This is a genomic window from Aquipuribacter aurantiacus (assembly GCF_051216895.1).
GTDB lineage: Bacteria > Actinomycetota > Actinomycetes > Actinomycetales > JBBAYJ01 > Aquipuribacter.
In genome coordinates this window covers 318,953-344,846 of record NZ_JBPKAO010000003.1, presented here as the reverse complement: position 1 = coordinate 344,846, position 25,894 = coordinate 318,953, and the positions used below count along the sequence as shown (strand labels likewise).

General features: G+C 73.8%; 33 protein-coding genes and 2 tRNA genes. 19 read left to right on the top strand and 16 right to left on the bottom strand.

What is annotated here, in order from left to right; all coding sequences use genetic code 11:
• Window positions 1–49 precede the first annotated feature (49 nt).
• The 7 genes from ACR80Q_RS06525 to ACR80Q_RS06495 all read right to left on the bottom strand — a co-directional run bounded on the left by ACR80Q_RS06525 (window position 50) and on the right by ACR80Q_RS06495 (window position 4,546).
• Window positions 50–862 (bottom strand): ABC transporter ATP-binding protein, encoded by an 813-nt coding sequence (locus tag ACR80Q_RS06525; RefSeq protein WP_435376772.1) that lies wholly within the window; start codon window positions 860–862, stop codon window positions 50–52.
• Window positions 859–1,638 carry an ATP-binding cassette domain-containing protein gene (locus ACR80Q_RS06520; RefSeq protein ID WP_435376770.1) on the bottom strand — a complete coding sequence of 260 codons (780 nt, stop codon included), beginning with the start codon at window positions 1,636–1,638 and terminating at the stop codon, window positions 859–861. Before ACR80Q_RS06520 ends, ACR80Q_RS06525 begins: the two co-directional genes overlap by 4 nt.
• Window positions 1,635–2,762, bottom strand: a complete 1,128-nt coding sequence (locus ACR80Q_RS06515) for a hypothetical protein (RefSeq protein WP_435376769.1) — start codon at window positions 2,760–2,762, stop codon at window positions 1,635–1,637. Before ACR80Q_RS06515 ends, ACR80Q_RS06520 begins: the two co-directional genes overlap by 4 nt.
• 104 nt (window positions 2,763–2,866) lie before the next feature.
• Window positions 2,867–3,034, bottom strand: coding sequence for a 50S ribosomal protein L32 (gene rpmF / locus ACR80Q_RS06510; protein ID WP_435376768.1), 168 nt, complete (start codon window positions 3,032–3,034; stop codon window positions 2,867–2,869).
• 26 nt (window positions 3,035–3,060) lie between these two features.
• Window positions 3,061–3,183 carry a type B 50S ribosomal protein L36 gene (ykgO, locus tag ACR80Q_RS06505; RefSeq protein ID WP_435376767.1) on the bottom strand — a complete coding sequence of 41 codons (123 nt, stop codon included), beginning with the start codon at window positions 3,181–3,183 and terminating at the stop codon, window positions 3,061–3,063.
• Window positions 3,180–3,350 carry a hypothetical protein gene (locus ACR80Q_RS06500; RefSeq protein WP_435376766.1) on the bottom strand — a complete coding sequence of 57 codons (171 nt, stop codon included), beginning with the start codon at window positions 3,348–3,350 and terminating at the stop codon, window positions 3,180–3,182. The genes ykgO and ACR80Q_RS06500 overlap by 4 nt, the downstream gene beginning before the upstream one ends.
• A complete protein-coding gene (locus tag ACR80Q_RS06495; protein WP_435376765.1) occupies window positions 3,347–4,546 on the bottom strand; it encodes a CobW family GTP-binding protein in 1,200 nt (399 codons plus the stop codon). Before ACR80Q_RS06495 ends, ACR80Q_RS06500 begins: the two co-directional genes overlap by 4 nt.
• A gap of 50 nt (window positions 4,547–4,596) precedes the next feature.
• Between ACR80Q_RS06495 and rpmB the strand changes: the two genes are divergently transcribed.
• From rpmB to ACR80Q_RS06475, 4 genes are read left to right on the top strand one after another with little or no spacing between them, the layout of a single operon-like run.
• A complete protein-coding gene (gene rpmB, locus ACR80Q_RS06490; protein ID WP_435376764.1) occupies window positions 4,597–4,833 on the top strand; it encodes a 50S ribosomal protein L28 in 237 nt (78 codons plus the stop codon).
• The gene (rpmG, locus tag ACR80Q_RS06485) at window positions 4,833–5,000 is read left to right on the top strand and encodes a 50S ribosomal protein L33 (RefSeq protein ID WP_435376763.1); all 168 of its coding nucleotides are present in this window, start codon (window positions 4,833–4,835) and stop codon (window positions 4,998–5,000) included. The genes rpmB and rpmG overlap by 1 nt, the downstream gene beginning before the upstream one ends.
• A complete protein-coding gene (gene rpsN / locus ACR80Q_RS06480) occupies window positions 5,000–5,305 on the top strand; it encodes a 30S ribosomal protein S14 (protein ID WP_435376761.1) in 306 nt (101 codons plus the stop codon). Before rpmG ends, rpsN begins: the two co-directional genes overlap by 1 nt.
• Window positions 5,306–5,340: 35 nt before the next feature.
• On the top strand, window positions 5,341–5,760 hold the full coding sequence (locus ACR80Q_RS06475; RefSeq protein ID WP_435376760.1) for a hypothetical protein: 420 nt from the start codon (window positions 5,341–5,343) through the stop codon (window positions 5,758–5,760).
• A 10-nt stretch (window positions 5,761–5,770) separates the two neighbouring features.
• Here the strand turns inward: ACR80Q_RS06475 and ACR80Q_RS06470 are convergent, their stop codons facing one another.
• Genes ACR80Q_RS06470 through ACR80Q_RS06450 form a run of 5 tightly spaced genes read right to left on the bottom strand, consistent with a single transcriptional unit; the run spans window position 5,771 to window position 9,395 of the window.
• A complete protein-coding gene (locus ACR80Q_RS06470) occupies window positions 5,771–6,175 on the bottom strand; it encodes a Fur family transcriptional regulator (protein WP_435376759.1) in 405 nt (134 codons plus the stop codon).
• A gap of 27 nt (window positions 6,176–6,202) precedes the next feature.
• Window positions 6,203–6,547 carry an ArsR/SmtB family transcription factor gene (locus ACR80Q_RS06465; RefSeq protein WP_435376758.1) on the bottom strand — a complete coding sequence of 115 codons (345 nt, stop codon included), beginning with the start codon at window positions 6,545–6,547 and terminating at the stop codon, window positions 6,203–6,205.
• 54 nt (window positions 6,548–6,601) lie between these two features.
• Window positions 6,602–7,606 carry a metal ABC transporter permease gene (locus ACR80Q_RS06460; protein ID WP_435376757.1) on the bottom strand — a complete coding sequence of 335 codons (1,005 nt, stop codon included), beginning with the start codon at window positions 7,604–7,606 and terminating at the stop codon, window positions 6,602–6,604.
• Window positions 7,607–7,608: 2 nt separating this feature from the next.
• Window positions 7,609–8,358: a metal ABC transporter ATP-binding protein gene (locus ACR80Q_RS06455; RefSeq protein ID WP_435376756.1), complete on the bottom strand. Its 750-nt coding sequence runs from the start codon at window positions 8,356–8,358 to the stop codon at window positions 7,609–7,611.
• Window positions 8,349–9,395 carry a metal ABC transporter substrate-binding protein gene (locus ACR80Q_RS06450; RefSeq protein WP_435376755.1) on the bottom strand — a complete coding sequence of 349 codons (1,047 nt, stop codon included), beginning with the start codon at window positions 9,393–9,395 and terminating at the stop codon, window positions 8,349–8,351. The genes ACR80Q_RS06455 and ACR80Q_RS06450 overlap by 10 nt, the downstream gene beginning before the upstream one ends.
• Before the next feature lie 94 nt (window positions 9,396–9,489).
• Between ACR80Q_RS06450 and ACR80Q_RS06445 the strand changes: the two genes are divergently transcribed.
• Both ACR80Q_RS06445 and ACR80Q_RS06440 read left to right on the top strand, forming a co-directional pair.
• A complete protein-coding gene (locus ACR80Q_RS06445; protein WP_435376754.1) occupies window positions 9,490–9,855 on the top strand; it encodes an antibiotic biosynthesis monooxygenase family protein in 366 nt (121 codons plus the stop codon).
• A 94-nt stretch (window positions 9,856–9,949) separates the two neighbouring features.
• Window positions 9,950–11,341, top strand: coding sequence for a glycine--tRNA ligase (locus ACR80Q_RS06440; RefSeq protein WP_435376753.1), 1,392 nt, complete (start codon window positions 9,950–9,952; stop codon window positions 11,339–11,341).
• Between the two features lie 30 nt (window positions 11,342–11,371).
• Here the strand turns inward: ACR80Q_RS06440 and ACR80Q_RS06435 are convergent, their stop codons facing one another.
• Window positions 11,372–12,328: an MSMEG_6728 family protein gene (locus ACR80Q_RS06435; protein WP_435376752.1), complete on the bottom strand. Its 957-nt coding sequence runs from the start codon at window positions 12,326–12,328 to the stop codon at window positions 11,372–11,374.
• 46 nt (window positions 12,329–12,374) lie between these two features.
• Window positions 12,375–13,274: an oxidoreductase gene (locus ACR80Q_RS06430; RefSeq protein ID WP_435376751.1), complete on the bottom strand. Its 900-nt coding sequence runs from the start codon at window positions 13,272–13,274 to the stop codon at window positions 12,375–12,377.
• Window positions 13,275–13,332: 58 nt separating this feature from the next.
• Between ACR80Q_RS06430 and ACR80Q_RS06425 the strand changes: the two genes are divergently transcribed.
• The 12 genes from ACR80Q_RS06425 to ACR80Q_RS06370 all read left to right on the top strand — a co-directional run bounded on the left by ACR80Q_RS06425 (window position 13,333) and on the right by ACR80Q_RS06370 (window position 22,955).
• Entirely contained in the window at window positions 13,333–14,094 is a 762-nt protein-coding gene (locus ACR80Q_RS06425; RefSeq protein ID WP_435376750.1) for an SDR family NAD(P)-dependent oxidoreductase, read from the top strand.
• 67 nt (window positions 14,095–14,161) lie between these two features.
• Entirely contained in the window at window positions 14,162–15,337 is a 1,176-nt protein-coding gene (gene dusB, locus ACR80Q_RS06420; RefSeq protein WP_435376749.1) for a tRNA dihydrouridine synthase DusB, read from the top strand.
• A 49-nt stretch (window positions 15,338–15,386) separates the two neighbouring features.
• A complete protein-coding gene (locus ACR80Q_RS06415; RefSeq protein WP_435376747.1) occupies window positions 15,387–16,037 on the top strand; it encodes a YdcF family protein in 651 nt (216 codons plus the stop codon).
• Window positions 16,038–16,047: 10 nt separating this feature from the next.
• Window positions 16,048–17,289 carry a deoxyguanosinetriphosphate triphosphohydrolase gene (locus ACR80Q_RS06410; RefSeq protein WP_435376746.1) on the top strand — a complete coding sequence of 414 codons (1,242 nt, stop codon included), beginning with the start codon at window positions 16,048–16,050 and terminating at the stop codon, window positions 17,287–17,289.
• A gap of 52 nt (window positions 17,290–17,341) precedes the next feature.
• Window positions 17,342–18,586, top strand: coding sequence for an NAD(P)/FAD-dependent oxidoreductase (locus tag ACR80Q_RS06405; RefSeq protein ID WP_435376745.1), 1,245 nt, complete (start codon window positions 17,342–17,344; stop codon window positions 18,584–18,586).
• A 2-nt stretch (window positions 18,587–18,588) separates the two neighbouring features.
• Window positions 18,589–19,113: a hypothetical protein gene (locus ACR80Q_RS06400; protein ID WP_435376744.1), complete on the top strand. Its 525-nt coding sequence runs from the start codon at window positions 18,589–18,591 to the stop codon at window positions 19,111–19,113.
• A 9-nt stretch (window positions 19,114–19,122) separates the two neighbouring features.
• The gene (locus ACR80Q_RS06395) at window positions 19,123–19,593 is read left to right on the top strand and encodes a hypothetical protein (RefSeq protein WP_435376743.1); all 471 of its coding nucleotides are present in this window, start codon (window positions 19,123–19,125) and stop codon (window positions 19,591–19,593) included.
• Window positions 19,594–19,628: 35 nt separating this feature from the next.
• Window positions 19,629–21,512 carry a DNA primase gene (gene dnaG, locus ACR80Q_RS06390; RefSeq protein ID WP_435376742.1) on the top strand — a complete coding sequence of 628 codons (1,884 nt, stop codon included), beginning with the start codon at window positions 19,629–19,631 and terminating at the stop codon, window positions 21,510–21,512.
• Window positions 21,509–22,042, top strand: coding sequence for a hypothetical protein (locus tag ACR80Q_RS06385; protein ID WP_435376741.1), 534 nt, complete (start codon window positions 21,509–21,511; stop codon window positions 22,040–22,042). Before dnaG ends, ACR80Q_RS06385 begins: the two co-directional genes overlap by 4 nt.
• A 70-nt stretch (window positions 22,043–22,112) precedes the next feature.
• Window positions 22,113–22,185, top strand: a tRNA-Asn gene (locus ACR80Q_RS06380).
• A gap of 162 nt (window positions 22,186–22,347) precedes the next feature.
• Window positions 22,348–22,542 carry a hypothetical protein gene (locus ACR80Q_RS06375; RefSeq protein ID WP_435376740.1) on the top strand — a complete coding sequence of 65 codons (195 nt, stop codon included), beginning with the start codon at window positions 22,348–22,350 and terminating at the stop codon, window positions 22,540–22,542.
• A 339-nt stretch (window positions 22,543–22,881) separates the two neighbouring features.
• Window positions 22,882–22,955 (top strand) — tRNA-Ile (locus ACR80Q_RS06370).
• Here the strand turns inward: ACR80Q_RS06370 and ACR80Q_RS06365 are convergent.
• Both ACR80Q_RS06365 and ACR80Q_RS06360 read right to left on the bottom strand, forming a co-directional pair.
• Window positions 22,915–23,337 carry a tyrosine-type recombinase/integrase gene (locus ACR80Q_RS06365; RefSeq protein WP_435376807.1) on the bottom strand — a complete coding sequence of 141 codons (423 nt, stop codon included), beginning with the start codon at window positions 23,335–23,337 and terminating at the stop codon, window positions 22,915–22,917. The two genes, ACR80Q_RS06370 and ACR80Q_RS06365, sit on opposite strands and share 41 nt — an antisense overlap.
• Window positions 23,274–23,732 carry a site-specific integrase gene (locus tag ACR80Q_RS06360; RefSeq protein ID WP_435376739.1) on the bottom strand — a complete coding sequence of 153 codons (459 nt, stop codon included), beginning with the start codon at window positions 23,730–23,732 and terminating at the stop codon, window positions 23,274–23,276. Before ACR80Q_RS06360 ends, ACR80Q_RS06365 begins: the two co-directional genes overlap by 64 nt.
• A 395-nt stretch (window positions 23,733–24,127) precedes the next feature.
• Between ACR80Q_RS06360 and ACR80Q_RS06355 the strand changes: the two genes are divergently transcribed.
• Entirely contained in the window at window positions 24,128–25,882 is a 1,755-nt protein-coding gene (locus tag ACR80Q_RS06355; protein WP_435376738.1) for a S8 family peptidase, read from the top strand.
• The last annotated feature ends 12 nt before the right edge of the window (window positions 25,883–25,894 follow it).

The window sequence follows — 25,894 nt, the reverse complement described above, 5'->3', positions numbered from 1 at the left end:
GTCCTTCGTGGTGGGTGCGGGCTCGGTCCGGTCGTCCCGTCCGAGCGGGTCAGGGGGCGCTCGTCGCGGCGGTCAGCGGTGCGTCCGTTCGACGCAGGCGCGGCACTGCTTCCAGCAGCTGCCGGGTCCGGGGGTGCCCCGGGCGGGTGAGCAGCTCGGCGGTGGGGCGGTCCTCGACCACCCGACCGGCGTCCATCACCACGGTGCGTCCGCAGAGCGCGGCGACCACGGAGATGTCGTGGCTGACCACGAGCAGGGCGGTGCCGTCGGGGTCGAGGCCGCCCGAGCAGACCTCCTGCAGCAGCTGGACGACCTGGGCGCGCAACGGCAGGTCCAGCCCGCTGACCGGCTCGTCGGCGATCAGCAGCCGGGGTCGCACCGCCAGCGCCCGGGCGAGGGCCACCCGCTGGGCCTGGCCGCCGGACAGCTCACCGGGTCGCCGGCCGTGCAGCGCGACGTCGATCCCCACCTGCTCCAGGCAATGACGCGCCCGGTGCTCGTGGTCCCGAGCGGACCCGTGGGCCCCGAGCCGACGCAACGGCTCGAGCACCGAGGTGACGGCCGTGGCCCTGGGGTCCAGCGAGGTCGCCGGGTCCTGGGGCACGTACTGGACGGTCCTGCGGAACCAGCGCAGGTGGCGGGCCCCGGCCGGCCGGATCGGTCGCCCCAGGCAGTGCACGGAGCCCGCGTCGGGGGCCTCGAGCGCGAGCAGGAGCCGCAGCAGGGTGGACTTGCCCGACCCGGACCGGCCGACCAGACCCACGGTCGCGTCCTCCCCGACGTCCAGGTCCACCCCGTCGAGCGCCCCGGGTCCCGGACCGTAGGTGCGGCGCAGCCCGCGGGCGCTCAGCAGGGGGGTCATCCGAGGCCGGCCACGGCCAGGTCGGCCTCGCGCGCGGCGGCCACCAGGCGCTCGGCCGCCGGGTGACCGGGCGAGGCGAGCAGCTCGGCCACCGACCCGGTCCGAACCACCCGGCCGCCGTGCAGGACCACGACGTCGTCGCAGAGCGAGGTCGCGACGGCGATGTCGTGGGTGATGAACAGCAGGGACGGCCCCTGCTGGTCCCCGGTCCGCGAGCGCAGCAGGTCCACGATGCCGGCCTGGGTGCAGACGTCGAGCGCCGTGGTGGGCTCGTCCGCGACGAGCAGCGGGCTGGGGCACGCCAGGGCGAGCGCCAGGCAGACGCGTTGGCGTTGCCCCCCGGACAGCTCACCGGGGTAGCGACGCGCCAGCTGCTCCGCAGGCTCCAGCCCCACCGCCGCCAGCAGGTGAACTGCCGCCCCCCGCGCCGCGGGGCCGCCGAGACGGCGGCGCAACGGTTCGGCGACCTGGGACCCCACCCGGACCAACGGGTTCAGGGCCGTGGCGGAGTCCTGCAGGACCATGCTGGGCCGGGCGGTGGACGGTCGCAGCGGCGCCGGGCGGCCCAGGACCTCGTGCCCGTCGACCTGGACGCTGCCGGTGGCGTCGGCGGCGACCGGCAGCTGGCCGAGCACGGCGGCGGCGGTCAGCGACTTGCCCGACCCCGACGACCCCACGAGGGCGGTACGTGCACCTCGGGCCACCGAGAACGAGACCCCGTCGACCACCCGGACGCCGTGGATGGTCACCACCAGGTCCCTCACCAGCAGGGTCACGACAGGGGCACCAGCAGGACGGCCACGTTGCGGCCGCCGGTCGTGCCGAACCCGCTGATCCGCCCCTCGTCGTCGACGGACTCCGCGTTGCGCAGCTGCAGGCCGTCCGGCAGGTCCACGACGACGGTCTCCAGGTCCACCGCCTCGTCCTCGGTCCACAGCACGGCGCTGCCGTCGATGGACGGGAACCCCGCGAACCCGCTGGCGAAGCCCACGGCGTACCCGTCGGGCGACACGTCCGTGGCCCGGGTGAAGCGGTAGGAACCCAGGGGCGCCAGCTCCTCGACCTTCCCGTCCTCCCAGCGCACGGCCCGCGTGCTGGTGCGTGCGGTGCCCGGGTCCAGGCGGGACGCCTCGCCCACCACGACGTCCCCGTCGACACCGAGCGCCGTCGCGAACCTGGTCTCCTCCAGCGGTGGCAGCACCGTCGGCACGTGCCGCAGGCCGCGCGTGTCCCAGCGGACGGGCTGGGTGGTCGTCGTGCCGGACGATCTGACCGGGGCGGCGCCGACGGCGTCGCCGGACGCGGTGACGGCGTTGACGCGGCTCGCCCCGGGGGCGCCCGGGTCGGGCAGCGGCAGGGCCCGCGCTCCGCGACGGTCCCAGACGGTGGCCGTGCTCGACCCGGACACGGGCGAGCTGACCCCGTAGGCCCGTCCCAGGTCGTCGACGTCGTTGGCCACCGCACCGGCACCGCCCAAGGTGCCCAGGTCCCGGATCGTGCCGTCCGGTTCCCACATGACGGCCCGGGACACCTCCGGCGGGGCGGTGAAGGCCTCGCCGACGACCTGCCCGCGCCGGTTGACGGCGAACGCGCGGCTGAAGGTGGACCCGGGCAGGGTCCCCAGGTCGTGGACGTGGTCCTCGTGCCACAGGGCAGCGTGCTGGGGCCGTGCGTCGGGACCGGTGCGAGAGGTTCCCACCACCCCGGCCCGCGAGCTGCCGAGCGCCAGGTGCGAGGTGCCGCCGGGCAGCGGTTCGAGCACCTGCAGGGTGTAGCGGGGGAGGTCGGGCTCCACCGGTGTCGCGGCGGCGCTGGTGGCACCCCCGGCCAGGGCGCCGGCAGCGAGGAGCGCGGCGAGGGTGGGGGCGAGGACGGGGGACAGGCGGTACGCGGTGGACATGGTCGCTCCGGGTCGGGGTCGGTCGCCGCGGCGCCCGGACGGGCCCGCGTTCTTCCTTGGGGGGCGGATGGGGGCGCGCTCACGAGCGGCCTCGGTCGGTTCGTTCAGTCCGCGCGCAGCAGGCCGCGCTGGTAGGCGCGGACGAGGCGACGTGGGACCTCGATGCGGCGGCCGTCGAGGACGATCGGGACGAGGGCATGGGGGGTGGCGGTCCAGTTGGATCGGCGGTGCCGGGTGTTGCTGCGGGACGTGCGGCGCTTGGGTACGGCCACGGGGGTGCTCCTCCTGGTGGTGCGGGTCAGCCCTGGCGGGCCTTCCAGCGGGGGTCCTTCTTGTTGATCACGTAGACACGGCCGCGGCGGCGCACCACCTGCGAGCCGGGCTTGTTCTTGAGGGACTTGAGCGACGCGCGGACCTTCACGACGACTCCTCCGACGTCTTGCGGGTGGGCGTCGTGCGGCCGTAGCGCTGGTTGAACCGCTGGACCGGGATGGTCGACACGAGGGTGGAGCGGGTGAGGAGGGAGAACCCGCCGGCGTTGTCGCGGAGGACGACCAGGCCGTAGGCGGGGTGGGTGTCAGGCTTCATGAGACCTCCTGGGAGTGGGTGAAGACGTCGGCGAACGGGTCGGTGGGCAGGGGGGCGGAGAACAGGCCCGCCTGCAGCTCGGCGTCGGTGACCAGGCAGGCGTCGAGCAGGCCGGCCACGTCGGGCAGGTCGCCGACGCCGGTGACGGCGACCTCCTGGTAGCGGTCGCCGAAGGCGGCGTCCCAGTCCAGCTGGGCCCGGACCAGGCGGTGGGGGTCGGCGTGGTCCCAGGCGCACGGGTCCTGCCCGTCCAGCCACGAGCCGACGTGGCCCAGGCTGAGCCGGGGGCCGGCGGCCTCCCACCCGACCAGGGCGTCGGGGTGGCCGGCCAGCCAGACCGTGCCCCGGCTGCGCAGGCTCATGTCGACCAGCGGGTCCAACGCGTCGTGCAGGCGCACCGGGTGCAGCGGGCGGCGGGCCCGCCACACCACGGTCCACGCGTCGCCGTCGCGGCGGACGTCGGCCCCGGCGGGGACGATGCTGGGGTCGGCCCGGTCCAGGGTGCGGTCCAGGTCGAACAGCCCGGCGGGTACCCGGTCGTCGGGGCCCAGCACCCGGGCCGTGGGGTTGAGCAGGCGGACCAGCCCACGCTCGGTGGCGGAGGCGTCGAGCAGGACGACGACGTCGGCGGTCTCGACCTGGCGCAGCACCAGCTCACCCAGGCAGCGGTCGTCGGCGTCGGCAGCGGTGCGGTCCAGCTCGGCCAGGGTCTGACCCTCCACGACGGTGGCGATCAGCTCGGGCGCCCTCACGACCGCCACGACGACGTCGACGTGGCAGTGGTCGGCGGCGGTCCCGTCGCCTGCCACCCCGTCGGGGCCGGGGAGGACCATCCCGTGGAACGCCTCGAGGAACCCGGCGGCCTCGACCACGTCGGGCAGCAGGAGCACCACGTGCTCGACGGTCCCGCTGGAGGCCAGGTCGACGAGAGCGGGCAGCATGTCCTCGCGCATCGTGCAGGACACGCAGCCGTGCGCCAGCTCGACCACACCGGCCTCGTAGCGGCCACCACCACGCTCGCTGGCGCGTCCGACCAGCCCCAGGTCGACCTGCGACAGGTCGTGCTCGAGCAGGACGTGGGTGGGGTCGTCGCCGCGGAGGCGTCGGGCGATCAGCAGGGCGGGGTCCCGGTCGGGCCCGCAGACCACGGTCACCGGTGTGGTCGTCCGAGGGGTGTTCGTGCGAGGGGTGCTCATGGTGTGGCAGTCTATTGATAACCGTAATCAATACTAATGCGAGGAGGACCATGTCCCGCGTCTGCCAGGTCACCGGAGCCGAGCCCGGGTTCGGCCACCAGATCTCCCACTCCCACGTCCGGACCAAGCGCCGCTTCGACGTCAACGTCCAGAGGAGGCGCTACTGGCTGCCCAGCGAGAACCGCTTCGTCCGGCTGACGGTGTCCGCGCGCGGCATCAGGACCGTCGACCGGATCGGCGTCGAGGCCGCCGTGGCCCGCGCCCGCGCCCGCGGGGTGAAGATCTGATGGCCCGTTCCGTCGACCTCCGTCCCGTCATCAAGCTCCGCTCCACCGCGGGCACGGGCTACACGTACGTGACGAAGAAGAACCGCCGCAACGACCCCGACCGGCTCGTGCTCCGCAAGTTCGACCCCGTGGTCCGACGTCACGTCGACTTCAAGGAGGAGCGCTGATGGCCAAGAAGAGCCTCGTCGCCGCGAACGCCCGGCGGAAGCTCGTCGTGGCCCGCTACGCCGAGCGGCGGCTGTCGCTGAAGGTCGAGATCTCGGCCCCGTCGACGTCCCCGCAACGGCGCGAGGCGGCAGTGCGGGAGCTGTCGCGGCTGCCGCGGGACGCCAGCCCCACCCGGGTGCGCAACCGGGACGTCGTCGACGGCCGGCCGCGCGCGTACAACCGGAAGTTCGGGCTGTCCCGGATCAGGCTGCGGGACATGGCCCACCGCGGCGAGCTGCCCGGGGTGACGAAGTCCTCGTGGTGAGCGGGGAACGACCACTGGGCACCATCGGGGCCGGCTTGGACCGACCAGCGAGGCGGGCCAGGTCACGGACCGTCGACGTCAGCGGGCCGGTGGTCGCCCTGTGCACCGGTCAGCGGTGCACGGCCCTGCGACGCCTCGCCGGCACCGCGGACACCGTCGACGACCTGCGCGCCGCCGTCAGGGGCACCAGCGGCGCGGTCCTCGTCGTCGTGGACTGCCTCGGCTCCTGCGCCGTGGCGTCCGTCGCGGCCGTCGCCCGCCGCGACGGGTCCACCGGGCGCACCGGTCCCGCGGTGTGGCTGGGCGGGCTGGAGCAGCCGGACCGGGCCGACGGGCTGGCGCAGTGGGTCCGCGACGGAGGACCCACGAGGGTGGACCGCCCCGGCGACGGTCTCCCCGTCGTCCTGGCGGAAGCGGTCGTCGGTCACGGGCCGGGGGTGACGATGCCTCGATGACCCGGTGGCGTCAGGTGATGGCGCAGGCCGGGCAGGTGCCCGTGATCTCCACCGTGTGCACGGCGTCCACGAACCCGCTGTCGGTGGCGACGCCGGCCGCCCACCGCTCGACCACGCGGGACTCGACCTCGACCGTCCGCCCGCACACCCGGCACACGAGGTGGTGGTGGTGGCCGGTGCTGCAGCGGCGGTAGGTCAGCTCGCCGTCCTCGCCGCGACGCACGTCCACACCGCCGTCCTCGGCCAGGGCCTGCAGCGAGCGGTACACCGTGGCCAACCCGATCCGGTCACCGCCGCTGCGCAGGACGCCGTGCAGGTCCTGGGCGCTCAGGAACTCGTCGGTGTTCTCCAGCGCCGACGCCACCGCGGCCCGCTGCCGGGTGTGCCGACGGACGGGCTGGGTCTCGGTGCTCATGCCGGACCCCGGGGGCCCGCGGGCGGCTCAGCTGTCGGTCGGGCCGTCGTGGGCTTCGTCATGGTTGCCGTCCTTGGTGGTCTCGCCGGTGTGCGAGCGGGCGTCGGACACGATGTGCGCGACGTGCTCGTCACTGAGTACGTAGGCGACCTCCCGCCCGCGTCGCGTCCTCGTCACGAGGTCGGCGTCGCGGAGGATCCGCAGGTGCTGCGAGACCAGGGGCTGGGGGAGGCCGAGCGAGTCGACGAGCTCGTGCACGCACATCTCGCCGTCGGTGAGCAGGCTCACGAGGGCGATCCGCACGGGTGAGCTCAGCGCGCGGAACAGCTCGCTGACGTCCTCGTACTCCTCGAGGACGTTCGCCTGACTCATCCGGCGATCCTCATATGCAGCAGAAGGCATGTCAAACCCGTCCTCGGTGTCTCGTCAGTGCTCGTCGTAGCCCACGCCGTGGCGCGTGAGCCGGGGGGCGTGGCGGTGGCCGTCGTGCTCGTAGTCGACGTGGTCGCCGTGGCGCAGGGCCGGGTGGTCGCAGTCGTCCTCGCCGTGGACGTGCTCGCCGTGGTGCACGTGGTCGCCGTGCCCGTCGGCGGCGTGACGTCGGCGGTGGACGACGGCCCGCACCCGTCCGACCACGACCCGGAGCAGGGCGGTGACCACGAACGCGGCGACGGCCAGCAGCACGATCGTCCCGCCCGACGGGGTGTCGGCGTAGAAGCTGATGGTGGTGCCGGCGAGGGCGGCCACCAGCCCGGTCGCGCAGGCCAGGGCGAGGGTCTGGGCGAAGCTGCGCGCCACCAGCTGGGCCAGCGCGACCGGCACGACCATGAGGGCGCTGATCAGCAGCAGACCCACCACGCGCATGCTCAGCACCACGGTGGCGGCGACCAGCACGGACAGCACGATGTTGACGGCCAGCACGGGCAGGCCGGACGCGCGGGCGAACTCCTCGTCGTCGCTGACGGCGTAGAGGGTTCGGCCGAGCACGGCCACGGTGGCCAGCACAAGCACGGCCAGTCCGGCGAACAGCCGCAGGTCCTCGCCGGTGGTGGTGGTGATCGACCCGAACAAGTAGGCCACCAGGTTGGCGGCGCTGCCGTCCGGCGAGAAGCTGACGAGCACGACAGCGGCGGCGATGCCTGAGTAGAACAGCATGGCCAGGGCGAGGTCGCCGCTGGTACGACCCGAGGCGCGTACGAGCTCCAGGGCGACGGCGGCCAGCACGGCCGCCACCAGCGCGACCCACGTCGGGGAGCTGCCCGTGAGCAGTCCGATCGCCACCCCGGCCAGGGCGACGTGGCCGATGCCGTCGCCGATGAGCGACAGGCGTCGCTGGACGACGAACACCCCGACGGCGGGGGCCACAGTGCCGACCATCAGGGCGGCGAGCAGCGCCCGGCGCATGAAGTCGTAGTCGAGGAGCACCAGCACGGTCAGGTCCTCTTGCTCATGGCCGTGTCGGACAGGACCGACCCGTCCTTCATGGTGACGGCTCGGTCCGGCACGTCGCCCAGCTCGTCGAGGTCGTGCGTGACGACGAGCAGGGCGCGGCCGCCGGTCTTCAGCTGGCCGAGGGTATGGACCAGGGCCTCGGTGCTGACCCGGTCGACCCCGGCCGTGGGCTCGTCGAGCACCAGCAGCTGAGGCCCGGACACCAGGGCCCGGGCGATCAGGACCCGGCGCTGCTGACCGCCGGACAGCTCGGCGACCCGCGCGCGGGCGCGGTCGGCCAGCCCCACCTCGGCCAGGGCCTCCAGCACCCGGGACCGGTCGGCGCGGCGGGGCGGTCGCCAGAAGCCCCGGGACGCGAGCAGACCCGAGCCGACGACCTCCGCGGCGGTGCTGGGCACCGCGCCGGACACGCTGTGGCGTTGCGGCACGTAACCCACCAGGGACGCGGCGGAGGACGCCCCGTGCTCGACGTGCTCGCCGAGCACGTCGACGTGGCCGGCGAGGATGTCGGCCAGGCCCAGGATGCCGCGGACCAGGGTGGACTTGCCCGAGCCGTTGGCGCCGAGCAGGGCCACGGCCTCGCCCCGCTGCACCGTCAGGTCTGCCGCGTGGACCACGGGTCGGCGGCCGTACCCGATGGTCGCGCCGCGCACGGACAGCGCGGGGGCCGTCGAGGAGGGCGTGGCCTCGTCGACGACCCCCGGTCGGGACGCGGTCGGGCTCAGGTGCACACCTGACCGGTCGTCACGGCGTCGATGTTGGCGCGCATGACCTCAAGGTAGTCCGCCCCCGGGGACTCGTCGGTCAGACCTTCGAGCGGGTCCAGGACCATGGTCTGCACCCCGGCCTCGGACGCGACCGTGTCCGCGACGGCGCTGGAGAGCAGGGTCTCGGTGTAGACGGTGCTGATGCCGTTCTCGGCCACGTAGTCCGAGATCTCGGCCAGCGCCCGGGCGTCCGGCTCCTGGTCGGGGCTGATGCCGTTGATGGCGCGGATCTCGAAGCCGTACCGGTCGCCGAAGTACCCGAACGCGTTGTGGGCCGTGACCAGGGTGTCGACCTCGCAGGACGCGAAGGCGGCCTCGGCCTCGGTGTCGAGCTCGGTCAGCTCGGCGACGAGCGCCTGGGCGTTGGCGGCGTAGGTCTCAGCCCCCTCCGGGTCGGCCTCGGCGAGGGCGTCCGCCACGACCTGGGCCGCCTCGGCCATGTGGGTCGGGTCGGTCCAGAAGTGGGGGTCGGTGTCGCCGCCCTCCTCCTCGGAGTGCTCGCCCTCCTCGTCGGAGTGCTCGTCGCCGTGACCGTGCCCGTCGTCCTCGCCCTGGGCCAGCTCGCGGTCCGCGACGGGGGCCAGGTCGGCGACGGGGACCGTCATGCCGGCGAGCGCCTCGTCCACCGGGGGCTGGAACCCGGCCAGGGTGACGACCAGGTCGGACTCGGTCAGGCCGGCCAGGGACTGGGGGGTGAGCTCCAGGTCGTGGGCCTCGGCCCCGGGCGGGGTCAGGCCGGTGACCTCGGCCCGGTCGCCGGCGACCCGCTCGGTGAGGAACTGCAGCGGGTAGAAGGACGCCACCACCGCGAGCGACGGCGCCGCGGCCTCGACGGAGGCCTCGGGGTCGGCCGCCTCGGAGGGGTCGGTGCTCGCGGCGGCCGGGGCGGCGGCCGGGGCGACGGTCGTCGTGTCGTCCGTGGCCTCGCCGCCGCCGCACGCGGCCAGGACGAGGGTGGCGGCGACTGCGCTGGCGAACAGGGTGTACCGGGGAGCCGTCATGCACATCATCATGAGAACCATTCGCCAGAACGACAACTGCGCCCCGTCGCATGCCACCTCACCCCCGTGGCCCGCGGTCGGTTACGGTCGCGGGGTGCTGGCGATCACGCGCTACCAGGTCCCCGCCGACGAGGCCGGGGCGTTCCTCGAGCGGGCCCGGACCGCGCTCGCGGCGCTGGCCGCGCGCCCGGGCCACCAGTGGGGGACCGTCGCTCGCTCCACCGACGACCCGACGACCTGGACGATGAGCACCCGGTGGGAGAGCGTCGGCGCCTACCGTCGCGCCCTGGGGGCGTACGAGGTCAAGCTGCACGCCCACCCGCTGATGTACCTGGCCGTCGACGAGCCCAGCGCCTTCGAGGAGCTGCTGGTCAGCGACGCGTCGGGGCAGGTGGTCGAGCACACCAGCGACCGCGCGGGCGACGCGGACTCCTTCGACCTCGGGGACGCGCTGGGCTGAGCGCGCCGTCCCGCTCGGACGCGTGCACGACCTCGCACGCCGACGCCCTAGCCTGAGCGGGCTCGCCGACACCCCAGCCGGACGGAGAACCGACATGGCAAGCAAGGCCCCCAACCGCATCGACGACGTCGTCAGCCTCAGCAAGCGCCGAGGGTTCGTGTACCCCAGCGGCGAGATCTACGGCGGCACCCGCTCCGCCTGGGACTACGGCCCCCTCGGCGTCGAGCTCAAGGAGAACATCAAGCGCCAGTGGTGGCGCTACATGGTGACCAGCCGCGACGACGTCGTCGGCCTGGACTCCTCCGTCATCCTGCCGCGTCAGGTCTGGGTCGCCTCCGGCCACGTCGGGGCGTTCAGCGACCCGCTCACCGAGTGCACCAGCTGCCACAAGCGCTACCGCGCCGACCAGCTGCTCGAGGAGTTCGAGGAGAAGAAGGGCCGCGTCCCCGAGAACGGCCTGGCCGACATCGTCTGCGTCAACTGCGGCACCCGCGGCGCCTGGACCGAGCCCCGTGACTTCAACGGTCTGCTCAAGACCCACCTGGGTCCCGTCGAGGACGAGTCCGGCCTGCACTACCTGCGCCCGGAGACCGCCCAGGGCATCTTCGTCAACTTCGCCAACGTCATGGGCTCGGCCCGCAAGAAGCCGCCGTTCGGCATCGGCCAGATGGGCAAGAGCTTCCGCAACGAGATCACCCCCGGCAACTTCATTTTCCGGACCCGCGAGTTCGAGCAGATGGAGATGGAGTTCTTCGTCGCGCCGGGCACCGACGAGGAGTGGCACCAGTACTGGATCGACCACCGCACCGACTGGTACGTCGACCTGGGTATCAGCCGCGACAACCTGCGCCACTTCGAGCACCCGCAGGAGAAGCTCTCGCACTACTCCAAGCGGACCGTGGACATCGAGTACAAGTTCCACTTCGCCGGCAGCGAGTGGGGTGAGCTCGAGGGGATCGCCAACCGCACCGACTTCGACCTCAGGACGCACTCGGAGCACTCCGGTCAGGACCTGTCGTACTTCGACCAGACCACCAACGAGCGCTGGGTGCCCTACGTCATCGAGCCCGCCGCCGGCGTCGGCCGTCCGATGATGGCGTTCCTGCTCGAGGCGTACACTGAGGACGAGGCCCCCAACGCCAAGGGCGGGGTCGACAAGCGGCTCGTGCTCAAGCTCGACCGCCGCCTGGCGCCGGTCAAGGTCGCCGTGCTGCCGCTGTCACGCAACACCGACCTGTCGCCCAAGGCCAAGGACCTCGCCGCCCAGCTGCGGAAGTCCTGGAACGTCGAGTTCGACGACGCCGGCGCGATCGGGCGTCGCTACCGCCGTCAGGACGAGATCGGCACGCCCTTCTGCATCACGGTCGACTTCGACACCCTCACCGACCAGGCGGTGACCATCCGCGAGCGCGACACCATGACGCAGGAGCGGGTGGGCCTCGACGCCGTCGAGGGCTGGCTCGCGGCGAGGCTGCTCGGCTGCTGAGCCCTGACCGGGCACCCGCCGGGTGCCCGGTCAGCTCCTCAGACGGAGCGTGAGGGTCGGGACCGCCGCGCTGGTCCCCGCCTGCGGGGCCAGGTGGGGGTCGCGCACGACCAGGCCGACCCCGTCGAGGGCGGCGGGGTGCGACAGCTGCGTGACGCGCAGGAACCGGAAGTCGGGGTCGGCGGCCCCGGCCACCTCGTCCGCCACCGACGCGAGGTCCTCCGGCTGGGGCGCCCGGGCCACGGAGGCGGACACGGCGCTGCCGCCCAGGGGGACGTCGGGGACCTCGGGCGGCGGACCGGTGACGGGCGGCTCGTCGCCCGGCAGCAGCCAGGCGGTCGAGCCCGGCGTGACGAGCCCCGCGACGAGACCGACCCGGGTGAGCTCTTCCGGGTCCGCGCTCGCGACCTCGACGCCCTCGCCGGCCGTCAGGCGGCGCAGCGCGTCGAGCACCGCGTCGGGCGGCGCGGGTCCTCCCAGCCGCTCCAGCGCCGCCGGCACGGTCAGGGGTCGGGCCCCACCGCGCCGCAACGGCCAGCGCGGGAACGCCGCCGACGGCCAGACGTACGGCAGGTCGTCGGGCACGTCGGGGAAGGACGGCCGGTAGTGCTCCGGGTCCTTGCGGACCAGGGACGACCGGTGGGACCGGTGCAGCTCGTCCAGGCCCAGCCACGGCGGTCGCTGGCCGAGGTCGTGCAGGCGCTGCGGGTCCGGGACGACGCCACCGGTGAACTCCAGCAACGACCCGCGTACCGCGTCCGCGCGGCCGCGGGACACCCACTCGTCGCACACGGCCACCCCGTAGTGCACGAGGGCGGGGACGAACCCGCGCCACATCCGCACGGCCGGGTGGTTGCGCCAGCCGTAGCTGTGCCAGGTCAGCGCCCGCAGGACCTGCAGCGTCTCGACCCGTTGCTTGCCCAGGCGACGGTCGTCGAGCACGGCCGCGCTGGCACGCTCGTCGGGGTAGGGCAGGAAGGTCTGCACGACCGTGCCCTACCCGCGGTGCGCCCCGGCACGCAGGGGCGCCGGATCACCCGAGGTCGAACCGCACCCCGGTCAGCCCCTCGGACCGGGCCCACAGCGCGGCGGCCACGTCCCGGTCCCGCGCGGCCGGCGGGACGGTCGCCGCGGCGACGGAACGACCGCGGACCTCCCCGGGTCCCTTGGGGCCGTAGTACTCGCCCCCGGACGCCGCCGCCCCGGTGGCGGCGTACAGCTGCGGGAGCGCGGCCTGGTCGGGCCCGGACAGCAGCAGCTTGGAGATGCGCTCGGCGATGCGCGGCATCGCCATCGTCGACATCAGGTTGGTGCCGCTGACCCCCGGGTGCGCCGCCAACGACACCGTCTCGGTGCCTGCGTCGCGCAACCGCCGCTCCAGCTCGAAGGCGAACAGCAGGTTGGCCAGCTTGCTGGCCCCGTAGGCCGCCTGCCGGTCGTACGGACGGCTCTGCCACTGCAGGTCGTCCAGGTCCACCGCACCGGCGCGTGCCGCGAGGCTGGACACCGAGACGACCCGCGAGCCGGGAACGGTCCGCAGCAGGGGCAGCAGCCGGGCGGCCAGCGCGAAGTGACCCAGGTGGTTGGTGCCCATCTGCAGCTCGAACCCGTCGGTGGTCTCGCGCCGCTCCGGCGGCATCATCACCCCGGCGTTGAGCATGAGCACGTCCAGGGCCTCGACCCGGCCGCGGACGTCGTCGGCGGCGCGCTCGACGCCGGCCAGGTCGGCCAGGTCCAGGGGGACGACCTCGACCTGGGCGCGCGGGGCGGCCTCGAGCACCTGCGCCGAGGCCCGCTCGCCCTTGCCGGGGTCGCGGGAGGTCATGAGCACGCGCGCGCCGGCTGCGGCCAGCGCCTTGGACGAGGCCAGGCCGAGGCCGTCGCTGGCGCCGGTGACCAGGACGGTGCGGCCGCGCATGTCGGGGATCTGCATGACGTCACGGTCGCACGTCCCGGCAGGCCGGGCCGACCCAGGTCCTAGAGTGCTCCGCGTGAAGATCGACGACAGCGCTGTCCTGATCACCGGTGCCGCCTCCGGGCTCGGCCACGCCACCGCCCAGCGGCTCGCCGCCGAGGGCGCCCGGGTGGTCCTCGTCGACCTGCCGGGGGAGCGGCTCGACGCCGCGGCCGCCGCGCTGGGCGAGGGCGCGACCGCCGTCGCGGCCGACGTCACCGACCCCGACCAGATGGCCGCCGCCGTGGCCGCCGCGGTGGAGCGTGGTCCGCTGCGGGTGGCCGTCGCGTGCGCCGGCATCGCCCCGCCGACCAAGACGTTCGGCAAGCGCGGTGTCGCCCCGCTGGAGGGCTTCACCCAGGTGGTCATGGTCAACCTGGTCGGCACCTTCAACCTGTTCCGGCTCGCCGCGCAGGCCATGGCCGGCAACGACCCGGTCGACGGCGACCGCGGTCTGCTGGTCGGCACTGCCTCCGTCGCGGCCTTCGACGGGCAGGTCGGGCAGGCGGCGTACGCCGCGTCCAAGGGTGGCGTGGCCGCCATGACGCTGCCGGTCGCCCGCGACCTGGCCGAGCACGCGATCCGGGTGATGACCATCGCCCCGGGCATCATGGACACGCCCATGCTGGCCGGTCTGCCCGAGGCGGCGCGGGTGTCCCTGGGCCAGCAGGTGCCGCACCCGGCCCGGCTCGGCCGCCCCGAGGAGTACGCGGACCTCGTGGCCCACATCGTGTCCAACGGGCTGCTCAACGGCGAGACGATCCGTCTGGACGGGGCCATCCGGATGGCGCCGCGCTGAGCGGGCCGGTCGGGCCGCTCGTGCGCGGGCGGCCGGACCACCCCGGTCCGGTCCGTACCCTGGAGCGGTGAGCACCACGACCCTGCGCCCGGAGGCGCCCGCCGGTCTGCGCCTGGGCGACCGGCTGCTGCAGGCACCCGTCGTGCTCGCCCCGATGGCCGGCATCACCAACTCCGCCTTCCGCCGGCTGTGCCGGGAGCTGGGCGGCGGGGCGGGGCTGTACGTGTCGGAGATGGTGACCAGCCGGGCGCTGGTGGAGCGGACCCCGGAGTCGCTGCGACTCACCGAGCACCACCCGGACGAGCCGGTCAAGAGCGTCCAGCTGTACGCGACCGACCCCGCGACGGCGGCCGCGGCGGTCCGGATGCTGCTGGCCGAGGACCGCGCGGAGCACGTGGACCTCAACTTCGGCTGCCCGGTGCCCAAGGTGACCCGCAAGGGTGGCGGGGCCGCGCTGCCGTGGAAGACCGACCTGTTCGCCGCCGTGGTCCGGTCGGTGGTGAGGGCCGCCGACGGCCGCGTCCCCGTCACGGTCAAGATGCGCAAGGGCATCGACGACGAGCACCTGACGTACCTGGAGGCGGGGCGGATCGCCGTGGACGAGGGCGCCGCCTGGGTCGCCCTGCACGGGCGCACGGCCGCGCAGCTGTACGCGCCGTACGCGGACTGGGACGCCATCGCCCGGCTGCGCGACGCGCTGCCCGCCGAGGTCCCGGTGCTGGGCAACGGCGACATCTTCTCCGCCGAGGACGCCGTGGCCATGGTGGCCCGGACCGGCTGCGACGGCGTCGTCGTCGGGCGCGGCTGCCTGGGCCGGCCCTGGCTGTTCGCCGACATCGCGGCCGCCCTCGCCGGCAGCGACCAGCGCACCCGCCCCGGCCTGGCGCAGGTGCTGGCGGCCTTCCGCCGTCACGCCGAGCTGCTGGCCGAGAACATGGACGACGAGGCGCGCGCCTGCCGCGACATCCGCAAGCACGTGTCCTGGTACCTCAAGGGCTACCCGGTCGGCCACGAGTCCCGGGTCCGGCTGGCGCTGGTCGACAGCCTGGCCGAGATCGACGAGGTGGTCGCCGGGCTGCCGGCCGACGCGCCCTACCCGGGCGAGGCGGCCGAGGGCCACCGGGGCCGGGCCGGCAGCGCGCGGCCGGTGTCCCTGCCCGAGGGCTGGCTGGCCAGCCGTGACCTGGACGCCGACACCGCCGCCCGGGTCGCCGCCGCGGAGGCGTCGGTGTCCGGTGGCTGACGGCCGTGCGGTCAGGGCGCACCCAGGCCGGCCTGCGACGATCACGGGCGTGACCCGACGTGCCCCGCGACGCCGCCGTGCGTCGCGGGCGGTCGGCACCCTGCTGGTCCTCGCCCTGCTGGTCGTGCTCGCGGTGCCCGCCGTGGTGGCCCTGCGGGTGGTCCAGGTCGCCGGCCGCGACGAGCGGGTCCCGGCGGACGCCGTCGTGGTGCTGGGCGCGGCCCAGCTGGACGGGGAGCCCGCGCCGGTCCTGCAGGCCCGGCTGCAGCAGGCGCTCGAGCTGTACCAGGACGGCCTCGCGCCCGTCGTCGTCACCACCGGTGGTGGCCAGGAGGGGGACAGGACGACCGAGGCCGAGGCCGGCCGCGCGTGGCTGCTCGACCGCGGCGTCCCCGAGGACGCGGTGGTCGCGGTCGCCGAGGGCGGCGACACCTACGACAGCCTCGTCCCGGTCGCGGCCATGGCCCGCGAGCGCGGCTGGGACGGCGTGCTGCTGGTCAGCGACCCGTGGCACGTCTACCGGGTCCGCACCATGGCCGACACCCTGGCCCTGCCCGTCGTCGGCGCCAGCCCGACCCGCACCGGACCCAGCACCGGCGACGACGCCCGGCAGGTGTCCTACGTCGTCCGGGAGACCGGGGGCGTCCTGGTGCACCAGGCCCGCGTCGCCCTCGACCGCCTCCGCGGCCTCGGGTCCTGAGGGCCGCTCCGTGCTCCCCGACGGCTACGACGCCCACTCGTGCGCGCGCTGGGTCGACGAGCCCGCCAAGAACCCCCGGCGCACACCGTTCGAGCGTGACCGGGCCCGGGTCCTGCACGCGTCGGCGCTGCGCCGGCTCGCGGCCAAGACGCAGGTCGTCGGACCGGACAGCGACGACTTCGTCCGTAACCGGCTCACCCACTCCCTCGAGGTCGCGCAGGTCGGCCGTGAGCTGGGCGCCGGTCTGGGCTGCGACCCCGACGTCGTCGACACCGCCTGCCTGGCCCACGACCTGGGCCACCCGCCGTTCGGCCACAACGGGGAGACCGTCCTGGACGCCGTGGCCGCCGACATCGGCGGGTTCGAGGGCAACGCCCAGACCCTGCGCGTGCTGACCCGGCTGGAGCCCAAGGTGGTCGACGCCGACGGTCGCAGCGCGGGGCTCAACCTGACCCGCGCCAGCCTGGACGCCACCACGAAGTACCCGTGGCTGCGCGGCGAGGGCCCGGGCGGGCCCGACGCCGGCAAGTTCGGGGTGTACGCCGACGACGTGGACGTGTTCGGCTGGCTCCGCGAGGGCACGCAGCCGTTGCGCCGCAGCCTGGAGGCGCAGGTCATGGACCTGGCCGACGACATCGCCTACAGCGTCCACGACGTCGAGGACGGTGTGGTCGCCGAGCGGCTCGACCTGCGCTGGCTGGACGACGTGACCAACCGTCGCGACGTGTCGGCGACCGCCACCCGCTGGTACGCCCCGGACCTGCCCGCCGGTGCCGTGGACGAGGCCCTGGACCGGTTGCGCGCCCTGCCGGAGTGGGTGGAGGGCTTCGACGGGAGCCGGCGGGCCCTCGCGGCGCTGAAGTCGATGACCAGCGGCCTGATCGGTCGCTTCGTCCGGGCTGCCGACGAGGCCACCCGGGCCCGCTCCGGCGACGGCGCGCTGACCCGCCACGACGCGGACCTGGTCGTCCCGGACGACACCCTCGCCGAGGTCGTCGCGCTCAAGGCCGTCGCGGCGCACTTCGTCATGGGCGCCGACGAGCGGCTGCCCGTCTACGCGCAGCAGCAGGAGCTGCTCGCCGAGCTGGTCGACGCACTGCTCACGGCCGGGGGCGAGGTGCTCCAGCCGCCGTACGCCGCCGACCTGGCCGAGGCCCCCGACGACGACGCGGTCCTGCGCGTGGTCGTCGACCAGGTCGCCGCCCTGACCGACACCAGCGCCGTGGTGTGGCACCGCAGCCTCGTCAGCTGAGGCCCGGCTCGCACCGGGTGCGCGGCCACGCACCTCGTGCTCGACTGGGGTCATGAGCGATCACGGGAAGCGGTACGTCGTCGTCGGGGCCGGACTGGCGGGGGCCCGGGCCGCGGCCGCGGTCCGCGAGGCGGACGCCGACGCGGTGGTGACGGTCCTCGGCGAGGAGGCGCACCTGCCCTACGAGCGGCCCGGCCTGTCCAAGGACTACCTGCAGGGCAGCAGCGGTGCGGACGACCTGCTCGTGCACGACGCGGGCTTCTACGACGAGCACGGCATCACGGTCCGGTCGGACGTCCGGGTGACCGGGCTCGACCGGGACGCGCGCGAGGTGGTGACCAGTGACGGGGAGCGCATCCGCTACGACCGGCTGCTGCTGGCCACCGGGTCCGCCCCCCGACGGCTGCCGGTCGACGGCGCCGACCTGGACGGCGTCCTCAGCCTGCGCACCCTGGAGGACTCCGACGCCGTCCGGGACGCGATCGCCGCCGGCGGTCCGATGGTGGTGGTCGGGGCCGGCTGGATCGGCCTGGAGGTCGCCTCGGCCGCGCGTGCGGCCGGGGTCGACGTCACGGTGGTCCACGACGCGTCCGTCCCGTTGCAGCGGGTGCTGGGCGAGGCGGTGGGGACTCGGTTCGCGGACCTGGCCACCGCGGCCGGGGTCACGCTCGTCGGGGACGCGTCGGTGGAGGCGTTCACCGGTGACGACCGGGTGGACGGCGTGCGCCTGGCCGACGGCCGGACGCTGCCCGCGACGACCGTCGTGCTGGGCGTCGGCATCAGCCCCCGCACCGAGCTGGCCGAGGCCGCCGGGCTGCAGGTGGACGACGGGGTCGTCGTCGACGCGACGTTCCGGACCGCCGACGAGGCGGTCTACGCCGTCGGCGACGTGGCGCGGGCGCACAACGAGTGGGTCGGCGAGGCGGTGCGGCTCGAGCACTTCGCCGCTGCCAACGACGGCGGCCCGGTCGCGGGCCGCGCGATGACCGGCCGCGAGGGCGCCCGCTGGGCCGTGCCGCCGTTCTTCTGGAGCGACCAGTTCGGGGTCGGTCTGGAGTACCGGGGCTGGGCCGACCCGTCCCGGCACCACGTCGTCATCCGGGCCGGCGCCCCGGCGTCGCAGACCGGCACGCCCTGGTTCGCGTTCTGGCACGACGCCGGCCGGTTGGTCGCCGGCCTGCACGTGGACGGCTGGGACGACGCGGACACCGTCAAGGACCTGGTGACCTCGCACGCCGTGGTCGACGTGGCCCGGCTGGCCGACCCCGACGTTCCGCTGACCGACGTGCGCCTCTGAGGATGGCCCCGGCCGGGGCGGGACCGGGGCCGGGCCCCGAGGTGTGGCGCAAATCCCTCACCGGTGGATACCGGATCGTCCAGGTGCTGTGCCTGATGACGGGTGTGGTCGGGCTGGTGGCGCTGTCGGCCACCCCGGTGGACTCGTGGTTCCGCAACGGCGTCGGTGCGGTGGTGGGGGTGCTGATGGCGGTCGCCCTGGTGTGGACGGTGTGGTTCGGGGTCGGCTGGGCGTTCCTGTCCGTCCGTCGGGGGCAGGTCACACTCGGGTTCACGGCCGTCGTCTGGGCCCGTCCGACGTTCCCGCTCGCCGCGGTGGCCGAGGTGGAGAGCGTCGAGGTGGACTCCCTCGACCACGGTGGGCGCCTGGTGGGCGGGGACCCGGCCGGCAAGGGCCTGCTGGTGACCAGCGGGGGTCGGGAGGCGGTGCGGCTGGAGCTGTGGGACGGCAGCACCTACCTGGTGACGCTGCGCCGCCCCGACGAGGTGGTGCGCCGGCTGCGGGAGCTGATGGAGGGCGTCGCCTAGGCTGACCGGGTGCGCGGGGGGCCAGGAGCGTCGGGGGCGGGCGTCCACCGCGGGCCCTTCTGGCCGAACGTGGTGTTGCTGGCCGTGCTGTACGTCGCGGTCCAGCTGCTGCTCGCGCTGGTGCTCGGCGGACCCGGTCGGGACCTGCTCTGGGTGGGGCTCACCGCGGCCGTGTTCGCGCTGCTGTGGACGTGGCTCACGCGGCCGTGGCTGGTGGTGTCGGCCACCGAGGTGAGGGTCGGACACGGTCCGTTCACCCGGTTGCGGCTGGCCCACGGCGAGGTAGACGTGGTCCGCGACGTCGCCCAGGCGTCGAGGGGACGTCGGCCGGCGCTGCACGGGATCGGGTCGTCGTCCTTCGGGCCGCGCCTGGTCATCGTGCGGGAGAGCGGGAACCCCGTCGAGGTGACGGTGCAGGACGTCGCCGAAGCCATGGACGACCTCCGGGCTGCCGGCGTGCCCGTCTCGTCAACAGGCTGAGCCGGACGCCGACGAGCGGCACCTAGACTCAGCGGGTGGCCGGGCGGATCAAGGACGAGGACGTCGCCGCGGTCAAGGAGCGCATCCACCTGGACGAGCTGGTGGGCGACCACGTCGCCCTGCGCCGGGCCGGGTCGGGCTCGCTTAAGGGTCTCTGCCCGTTCCACGACGAGAAGACGCCGTCGTTCCAGGTCCGGCCGCAGGTGGGGTTGTGGCACTGCTTCGGCTGCGACGAGGGCGGCGACGCGATCGCGTTCGTCATGAAGATCGACCACCTCGACTTCGCGGACGCCGTCGAGCGGCTGGCCGCCAAGGTCGGCCTGCAGCTGCGCTATGACGAGACCCCCGGCCGCGGGGGCGCGCCGCGACCGCCGGCCGGTCAGCGGCAGCGCCTGGTCGACGCCAACGCCGCGGCCGCGCAGTGGTTCGCCGAGCAGCTGATGACCCCCGACGCCGCGGAGGGCCGCACCCTGCTGGCCGAGCGTGGCTTCGACCGGGCCGCGGCCGAGCACTTCGGGGTCGGGTTCTCCCCGCGGGGCGGGGAGGAGCTGCTGCGCCACCTGCGCGGGCGCGGGTTCACCGAGGACGAGCTGATGACGTCCGGGCTGGCCGGGCGCAACAGCTCCGGGCGGCTGTACGACCGGTTCCGCGGCCGGCTGATGTGGCCGATCCGCGACGTGACCGGCGACGTGGTCGGCTTCGGCGCGCGGCGGCTGTTCGACGACGACCGGATCGAGGCCAAGTACCTCAACACCTCCGAGACGCCGCTGTACAAGAAGTCGCACGTCCTCTACGGCGTCGACCTGGCCAAGAAGGACATCGCCCGGGAGCGTCGCCTCGTCGTCGTCGAGGGCTACACCGACGTCATGGCGGCCCACCTGGCCGGCGTCACCACCGCGGTCGCGACCTGCGGCACGGCGTTCGGCGACGACCACGCCCGCACGGCCCGGCGGCTGATCGGCGACGTCAACGCCACGGGCGAGATCATCTTCACCTTCGACGGCGACTCCGCCGGGCAGAAGGCGGCCATGCGCGCGTTCGCCTCCGACCAGCAGTTCGTCGCCCGGACGTTCGTGGCGGTCGAGCCGTCCGGCAAGGACCCCTGCGAGCTGCGCCAGCTCGAGGGCGACGCGGCCGTGCGGGCGCTGGTGGAGCGGCGGGTGCCGATGTTCGAGTTCGCCATCCGGTCCACGTTCGCCGAGTTCGACCTGGACACCGAGGAGGGCCGGCTCGGCGGGCTCGACGCAGCCGCGCCGATCGTCGCCGCGATCAAGGACCGCGAGCTGCGCTACCGGTACGCGGTCAACCTGGACCGCTGGCTCGGGTTCCTCGACGAGAAGTTCGTCGTCGGCCGGGTGTCGCGGGTCAGCCGCAGCGGCGGGCCCCCCGGGGCCGGTGGCCCGGCCGCGGGCCCGACCCGGCGCCCGCAGACCCGCGTCGACGCCGACGACCCCGTGGCGACCACGGAGCGGTTCGCCCTGGCCTGCGCCCTGCAGGTGCCCGACCACGTCGGGGCCCAGGTCGACGCCCTGGGCGACGACGCGTTCACCGTCCCGGCGCACCGGGTGGTCCACGAGGCCGTCATGGCCGTGGGGGGCGCGACAGGCCGCACCGGGGCCGAGCTGGTCAGCGCCGTGCGCGAGATCGCCCCCAGCGCCGTCGAGCAGCTCGTCACCCGGCTGGCGGTAATGGACCTGCCGGCGGGGGAGAAAGAGCTGCCCAGGTTCGCGGTCGGGATGGTCGCCAAGGTGGCCGAGGTCGAGGCCAACCGCGCGGTCATGGACGCCATGCGACGGCTGAACCGGCTGTCGCGCGAGGAGGACGTGGAGGCCTACCAGCGGGCGCAGACCGTGCTCGCGGAGGCCCAGGCCCGTCAGCGGTCGCTGCGCGACCGCGCCCAGGGAGGGACGAGCCCATGAGGCTACGACCGGTCAGGCTGCCCGCGGCGGTCCAGCAGGCCGCCGGGCTCGGTGACGGCGAGCGGGTGCTGGCGGTGTCCGCCGTCGACGGCGGCTGGACGTTCGCGACCACCCACGCCCTGCACGTGGTGACCACGCTGGCCGACGGCGGCGCGCCCGACACCGCCCGCCGGGTCGCGTGGACCGACGTCCGCTCGGCCACCACCGTGCCGAGCGAACGGGTGCTGGACGTGCTCCTGGTCGACGGGGCCCGCTGGAGCGTGCCCGTCGGCACCAAGCCGGGACGGCTGCCCGAGGCCGTGCGGGAGCGGGTGCAGAACAGCGTGGTCCACTCCCGGTTCGTCGAGGTCAGGCGCAACAAGGGCGTGCACGTCGTCGCCCGACGCACCCCGGAGGAGGACGTGTCGGTGCAGGTGGCCGTGGACGAAGGCGTCGACGCGACCGGCGAGGACGTGAAGGCCCAGGTGGAGCAGGTCAGGCGTGAGATGACGGCCGAGCTCAGGCTGGACGAGCGGCGTCGACCGTCCTGACCGAGGCACCGCCCGCACGGTGCTAACCTCGTCAACGCCTTGCGTTGCACTCGACGCTGGGTGACAGCGATCCCGCCTAGCTCAATTGGCAGAGCATTCGGCTGTTAACCGGAGGGTTACTGGTTCGAGTCCAGTGGCGGGAGCACGACGGGACGGCCCCTCACCTGTGGAGACACGGGAGAGGGGCCGTTCCGCGTTCGTGCCTGCCGCTGCACCGCTCGTACCGGCACACGGTGCGCCGTGGCGGACGGAGGAACGGGTCCGACTTCCATGACATGAGGCCCACGCACACCTACGGTGTATTCGTGCCCAGCCTGACCATGCACTTCAGCGGCGGTGAGGTCCTGACCCTCAACCTGCTCCAGGACCGTGACGTCGAGGAGATGGCCGACCGGCTCCGGGCGCCCAGTCCGGGACGGTGGGTGGCCGTGTCGCGCAAGCGGTACGTGCAGACCGGTCAGATCGCCTTCCTCGACATGCAGCTGTCCACGGACGACTGAACGGCGTCACCGGGGCCTGCCTCAGGGCTCCAGGACGGCGGGCACGACCGGCGCGACGGCGGCCGACAGGCTCGTCAGCTCGCGCGGCACGCCGGGGTCGTGAGCCCTGAGCCGGTGGAAGCAGTGCGGGCACGGCTGGTCGAACCACCGTGCGGGATGGGGCCATCCCTGACGAGGCTCGTAACGGGTGACCGGCTCGCAATAGCGACAGTCGGGACAGGTCCTCACGTCGAGTGACGCTAACGCCACAGGGCGTTCCGGTCGAGGGGCTGGGGGCCCAGGTTGTGCGCCGGCGTCCGCAGGCGTGGGTAGGTTGCTCGCGTCGGCCGTGGCCGGCGCGGGGCAGTAGCTCAGTCGGTTAGAGCAGCGGACTCATAATCCGTCGGTCGTGGGTTCAAGCCCCACCTGCCCTACAGCACGTCGTTGCTGGTCAGAGGCTTGCGCGGTCTCCTCGGATGTCGCTCCGGGGCGCGTCGAGGCCTCTGCAGTCCGCAATGAGTCCGCAAACGGTCCAGAAACGGCTGTCGGCTGGGCGGTCTCGGCGCCCGCTCGGAGCCGGTACGCGGCGTCCAGCCGATCAGCCAGATGGCCGTGGTCGGAGTCGAACAGGTCGGCGTACACGTCCAGCGTCACGGCCGCGGAGGCGTGCCCGAGCATCCGCAGCACGAGCTTGACGTTGGCGCCCTCACCGATGGCCAGCGACGCCGCCGTGTGGCGGAGGCCGTGGGGTGTCACGCCCTGGACCCCGGCGCGGATGGCTGCCCGGTCGAAGACGTCCCGCCGGAAGTTGCCCACGCGAAGCACCCCGCCCCCGGGGCTGATGAGGACCAGGTCGGTGGGGGAGCTCCTTGCGTCACCCTCCCAAGCTCGTCCAGCAGGAACCCAGGTAGCGGCACGGTGCGGCGCTGGTGCGATCTCGGGGTGCCGAACACCGACACCCCGTCCACCTCGGTCGCGGACTCCGCCACCAGCAGACGGCGCCGGTCGAACTGGATCCGATCGACCCGCAGGGCAGCGAGCCCGCCCCACCGCAGGCCCGTGTAGGCCAGCACCCGCACCACGACCCCGCGCGCACCGCACTCCTCGGCGAGGCGGGCCACCTCCTCGTGGGGCAAGAACCGCTTGTCCGGGGCCACCACCCGCGGCAGCCGAACTCCCTTGGCCGGGTTCCACGCGAGGCGACCGTCCATCACCGCCAGCTCGAGGACAAGAGAAAAGACGGGCAGACGCCGCGGCGCAGAGGCAGGACCTGCGAGGGGTGACCTCCGGAACCGACACCGGCGTGGTGGCGGCTTCATCATGCAGTTGCTTCGCCAAGCCCGATGTCTGGTGCGTGTGCCCGGGAGGTGCCGCTCACCCCGCTCGCACCGAGGAAGACGACCGCTCCGCGCCGGTGGCTGATGGTCCAGCTCGTGATCTGGGTCGACGGAGGTAGAACGACCCCGTGGACCAGCTCTCGCGTGGACGTCGCCTCCTCACCTGCACGACCTCTTGCCGGCGCAGCAGACTGCAGTCATCTCCAGCATGAGAGTTTTCGCATCAAGGTCTCATGACTGCCTTATCGTCGCGCGAGCAGATATCACCTATGTACTCGCGCGCCGCGGCCGTGGCCATCCTCGCAGTGTCGACGGCTGTCCCGTCGTACCCCGCTTCCGGCTTCCTCCCCCCTGGAGGGGATGTCCTCGACGTGATCGTGGCGGAACGTAAGCCGACCGACGAGGCAGAGCAGGCGGTCCTGGCCGCGGGGGGAGAGGTCGGCCGTGAGTTGGGGTTGGTGGACGGCTTTGCTGCGCGGATTCCCCCGACTGCATTCGACGGCCTGAAGGGCCATCCGGCGGTCTCCGGTCTGTGGCGCGACGGCGTTGTCACGATGAGCGGCTCGGACGACGACGACGACGAGGACGACGAGGACGACGAGGACGACGAGGACGACGAGGACGAGGACGACGAGGACGACGAGGACGAGGACGACGAGGACGACGACGACGGGCTCGAGCGGTTTGACCCGCTGCCCCCCAATGAGGAGTGGCGTGCGGCCATCGGTCTGACACGCATCCCGGTGGTGACGAACGGTGATGGTGTCACCGTCGCAGTGCTGGACACCGGGGTTTCTAGGCACCCTGATCTGGCCGATCGCGTGGTGGCTCGGGTCGACCTGACGCCTGACGGGGGTGGTTTCGACACCTACGGACACGGGACGCACATGACGGGGCTCGTCGCCGGCTCCGGCGCCCTGTCGCAGGGCCAGTGGGCCGGCGTCGCACCTGAGGCCGACGTGGTGTCGATCCGGCTGGCGGAGTGGAACGGCGCGGTCGACGTGTCACAGGTCCTCTACGCCCTGGAGTGGATCCACAACAACGCGGCAACGTACGACATCCGTGTGCTGAACCTGTCGTTCGGAACCGACTCGACACAAGCGCACCAGCTGGACCCGCTGAACCACGCCGTCCAACGGTTGTGGGAGAAGGGCATCGTCGTGGTGGCGGCCGCAGGCAACCGCGGCACTGAGCCCGGCGCCGTCGACAAACCTGGTGATGACCCGTTCGTCGTCACCGTCGGGGCGGCCGACACCCGGGGCACGGTCACCACCCTGGACGATGAGGTCGCGGACTTCTCGAGCCGCGGACCTGCCGGGGCGGGCGTCGTCAAGCCGGACCTCGTCGCGCCCGGCATCAGCATCGTCTCCCACCGGGCCGCTGGTTCGACTCTGGATGAGATGCGTCCGGCGGCGAGGCTGGACGCGGACCACACCAAGGGTCACGGCACCTCACAGGCCACGGCGATCGTCTCCGGGACTGTGGCGCTCATGCTGCAGGCCGCCCCGCAGATGACGCCGGATGAGGTCAAGGCCACCCTCGTCGGGACGGCCGACCCGGCGCTGGCCGGCCAACCGGGTGCAGGGGCGGGCTTGGTCGATGCGGCGGCCGCGGTGTCCGCGGCGCGCTCCAGGTCCTACGTGGAGCGCCCGGCCAACGTCGGAGTGCCTCGGTCCACCGGCACGGGAAGCCTGGACGCCAGCCGTGGCAGCGCGAAGCCCTACGGGGACCTGGACGGCGACGGGATCCCTGAGCAGATCACGGGTGAGATCGATGTCCTCGGCCTCGACTTCGACACGAAGGTCTGGGCGGAGCGGCCCTGGAACCCGGTGACCGCACCCGCCTCGCCGTGGGCGCCGTACTTCCACGTGAGCCCCGGCTGGACGGCTACCCCGTGGCGACCGGGCGCGTGGCGGGGCCTTGGCTGGAACGAGCCCACGTGGACCGCGCAGTCCTGGCGCGAGGCCGGTCTGGATCCCGGCAACTGGACGGCGCAGTCCTGGCGCGACGACATGTGGAACTAGACACTGGCCAGC